Origin of the sequence: Streptomyces katrae, from assembly GCF_000966975.1 — a bacterium.
GTDB lineage: Bacteria > Actinomycetota > Actinomycetes > Streptomycetales > Streptomycetaceae > Streptomyces > Streptomyces katrae.
Window position 1 is genome coordinate 1 of record NZ_JZWV01001406.1, and the last position, 3,299, is coordinate 3,299.

Consider the following 3,299-nt stretch of genomic DNA (forward strand, 5'->3'; position numbering starts at 1 on the left):
GCGGGGGAGGGAGCGGCCGGGGCCGCGGGAGCCGTGGTGGTGGAGGATCTGCGGGTCCTGCGGGGGGCGGAGGCGACGCGCCGCTGCGTAGCGGAACGGCCCAGTTGCAGTTCGTAGTTGCCAGTGCGGGGATTGAGAACCCACTGGTCGGCGGGGTCGATCTCGTCCGCCCGTCCACGGCTTTGCGCATCCACGGTTGCTCGAATCCTCCGTCGGTGCTTCGCGACGCGCCTCCCCCCAGGCACGCGGTCAACGATCCGGCTGCTGGTGCACGGCCTCTTCGCAGCCGGTGCACCGGATCGCTCACCTTATCCGGCCAGGTCAGCCGCAAACCATGCTGGTGACAAAATCCACTCCCCCTATAACGGGCCAAAGCGCTCATCCGGCTCGGTCAGGCGGGCAGCTTTTGGATTGCTTTACCGGCAGTCGGCCGTGGCTGCCGTGGTTCCTGTGAATGCGGGGGCGGGTGTGGCTGTCTGGGGGGTTCCGCTTCCCGTCGGCGACGGCCCGCCCGAACCGTCGTCCGACGGCTCCTCGGAGTCCTCCGCGGAGACACCGGGCGAGGGTCGTGCAGGCTCCGGATCCGGGCTCGGCGACACCTCGGGCACCGTCACCACCACCGGCCGGTCCGCCCGCAGCCGCTCGAACAGCCGGGCCGCGTCCGGCTGCACCAGCTCGTCCCGGTTGGGGTCGGCCGCGTACGGGCGACGCGGCACGGTCAGGAACTTGACCTGGTCGGCCGGTATGTCCCGTACGCCCCGTGCGAGTTCATACAGCCCCCGCAGCGACGCCAGCCCCGGGTCCGTGGTCACCGAAGAGGTCGCCGCGTCCAGCACCGGATACAGCTTCGCCGGGTTCAACAGCACCCCGTTGCTGCTCACCTTCTCCCACAGCGAGCCGAGGAACTGCTGCTGGCGCTCCATCCGTTCCGTGTCACTGCCGTTGCCCAGACTGTAGCGCGCCCGGACGAAACCCAGCGCCTGCTCCCCGCCCAGCACCTGCCGGCCCGCGGGCAGCCGCAGATGCGCCTCCGCGTCGTCCACCGGCCGCCGCAGGCAGACCTCCACCCCGCCGACCGCGTCCACCATCTTCTTGAACCCGCCGAAGTCCACCACCATGTGGTGGTCGACGCGGATCCCGGTCATCTTCTCGACCGTACGGATCGTGCACGCGGCCCCGCCCCACTGGAAGGCCCAATTGAACTGCGCGAACCGGTCCCCCGTCCGGGAGCCGTCCGCCCCCAGGCACTCCGGCACGTCCGTCATCAGGTCCCGGGGGATCGACACCGCCGTCGCGCTGCGCCGGTCCGCCGCCAGGTGCAGCAGGATCGTGGTGTCCGAACGCTGCGTGCCGCCGTCCTGCCCGTAGCCCGCGTTCTCCGGCCCCGCGCGCGAGTCCGAACCGATCAGCAGGATGTTCTGGGCTCCCGACGCGAAGTGCTCCGGCCGCTCGCGCTCGTACCGGCGCAGCTCGGACGCCGCGGAGGTGTCCTCCGTGATGTTCCCGTCGAGCTTGGCGTACAGCCACCAGCCCGCCGCGGCCCCCGCGAGGACCAGCAGCACGGCCCCGAGCCCGATCCAGCGCAGCAGCAGCCGCCGCCGGCGGCCGCGCCGGGGAGTTCCCGCGCCGGCGGCCGTTCCGGCGTCGTCCGGTATGCCCGCGCCGTCCCTCACTCGCGCACCGTCCCCTCGCCGTGCCGGCGCGGCTCCGCCGCACCGGACAGGGGCCGTACGGGTGAGCACGGCCTGCAGCGATACTCCCCCCGGGGAAGCCGGACGGCCTGGGGGCGGGGGCCTGTCTAGACCCGTACGGGTGACAAATCGCCCCGACCGCCCCTGCCGCCCCGGCCCGGCGGCCTACGCGGTGTGGGTGACGCGCTCGCTCTCCACCCGCTGCGCCAGCGCCTCCGGCGCCAGCCGGTCCAGGTTGCGGCACAGCACCACCGAGCCGCCCGCGGCCAGCGGCCCGTACAGCCCCGCCGACAGCCCCTCCCAGCCGTCGAAGCCCAGCCCCGACAGCACCCGGGCACCCGCACCGAGCCCCCGCTCGCCCGCGTCCTGCCGGGCCCGTTCGACCAGCTCCGCGTACGACAGCTCCTCGCCGCCGACCACCAGCCCCGGCCCGTCCGCGTCCACCGGAACGAACGGCGCGAACCGGTCACCCTGCCCCGGCACCTCCACCGCGTAGTCCGCGAACCCGGCCGGCGGCTGCGGGAACCGCCCGCCCAGCGGCCGCAGCGCCAGCGCGACCCGCTCACCGGAACAGGCACGGGCCTCCTCCAGCGTGTCCGGCCCGCTCACCACCAGGTCGGCGTCGGCGGGATCCCCGCCGATCTCCACGACCACCCCGACGGAGGCGCAGGCGAGCAGCCACACGGCGCTCTGCCAGTGCGCGGGCAGCAGCAGCGCCAGCCGGTCACCCGGCTCGGCACCCAGGTCGCCCTGGAGCAGATTGGCGGTCTTGGCCACCCAATTGGCGAAGGTCGCGACGGACAATTCGACCCGTTCGCCCGTGGCGTCGTCGTAGAAGGTGACGAGCGGACGGCCCGGATCGGCGGCGAGCGCGGATCGCAGCAGGTCGGCAGGGGTGCGGTCAATGGCGTTCACCCGCCCCAGCGTACGCGGGCACCTCCCCCGTACGGGGGGCGGCGGCTCGCCCGTCCAGGGGAAGCCCGCCCGGCGCGCCGTCGGACGGACCGTCAGTTCTCCGATGGCGCTTCGTGGTGGCCGCGCCCAGCATCGCTTGCATGCGCGGATTCCTTGCTTCCTCGATCGGTGTCGTGACGGCCGCCGCACTGGCGCTGCCGCTCGCGCTCTCCACTCCGGCCCTGGCCGAGGCGGTCCCCGTCACCCCGGGGTCCACCCAGTCACTGCCCCTCGTCCCCCTCGGCCCCTCCGCCACCGCCCGGATCCCCGGCGTCCCCGGCATGAGCGCCTCCCCGGACCTGGCCGACACCCGGGGCCTGGCCAAGACGTTCTCGCTCGTCGGCGTCGTCTGGGACGACGCGGCCGCCGAACTCGGCGGCCGCGTCCAGGTCCGCACCCGCTCCGTGACCACCGGCGCCTGGTCCGACTGGCAGGACGTGGACACCCACAACGGTGAACACGCCGCCGACCCCGACGCGGCCGAACGCGGCACCGGCCGCCTCCGCGGCGCCACCGCCCCCCTGTGGGTCGGCCCCTCCGACGGCGTGGAGGTCCGCGTCCAGGCGGACCACGCCCCCGCCCCCACCCGTGGGGCCGCCCGCCCCGGACGGCTCCCGTCGGGCCTGCGCATCGAACTCGTCGACCCGGGCTCGG

At 74.2% G+C, this 3,299-nt stretch carries 2 protein-coding genes and 2 pseudogenes; 1 reads left to right on the plus strand and 3 read right to left on the minus strand.

What is annotated here, in order from left to right; genetic code table 11:
• From VR44_RS46670 to VR44_RS37745, 3 genes and pseudogenes are all read right to left on the minus strand, one after another.
• Positions 1-194: pseudogene (locus VR44_RS46670) on the minus strand (LCP family protein); the annotation flags it as partial.
• A 222-nt stretch (positions 195-416) separates the two neighbouring features.
• Complete coding sequence (locus tag VR44_RS37740) at positions 417-1,673, minus strand: LCP family protein (RefSeq protein ID WP_045952191.1); 1,257 nt, start codon at positions 1,671-1,673, stop codon at positions 417-419.
• Positions 1,674-1,856: 183 nt separating this feature from the next.
• A complete protein-coding gene (locus VR44_RS37745; protein WP_045952192.1) occupies positions 1,857-2,606 on the minus strand; it encodes a TIGR03089 family protein in 750 nt (249 codons plus the stop codon).
• Positions 2,607-2,746: 140 nt separating this feature from the next.
• Between VR44_RS37745 and VR44_RS37750 the strand changes: the two are divergent.
• A pseudogene (locus VR44_RS37750) lies at positions 2,747-3,299 on the plus strand (N-acetylmuramoyl-L-alanine amidase); the annotation flags it as partial.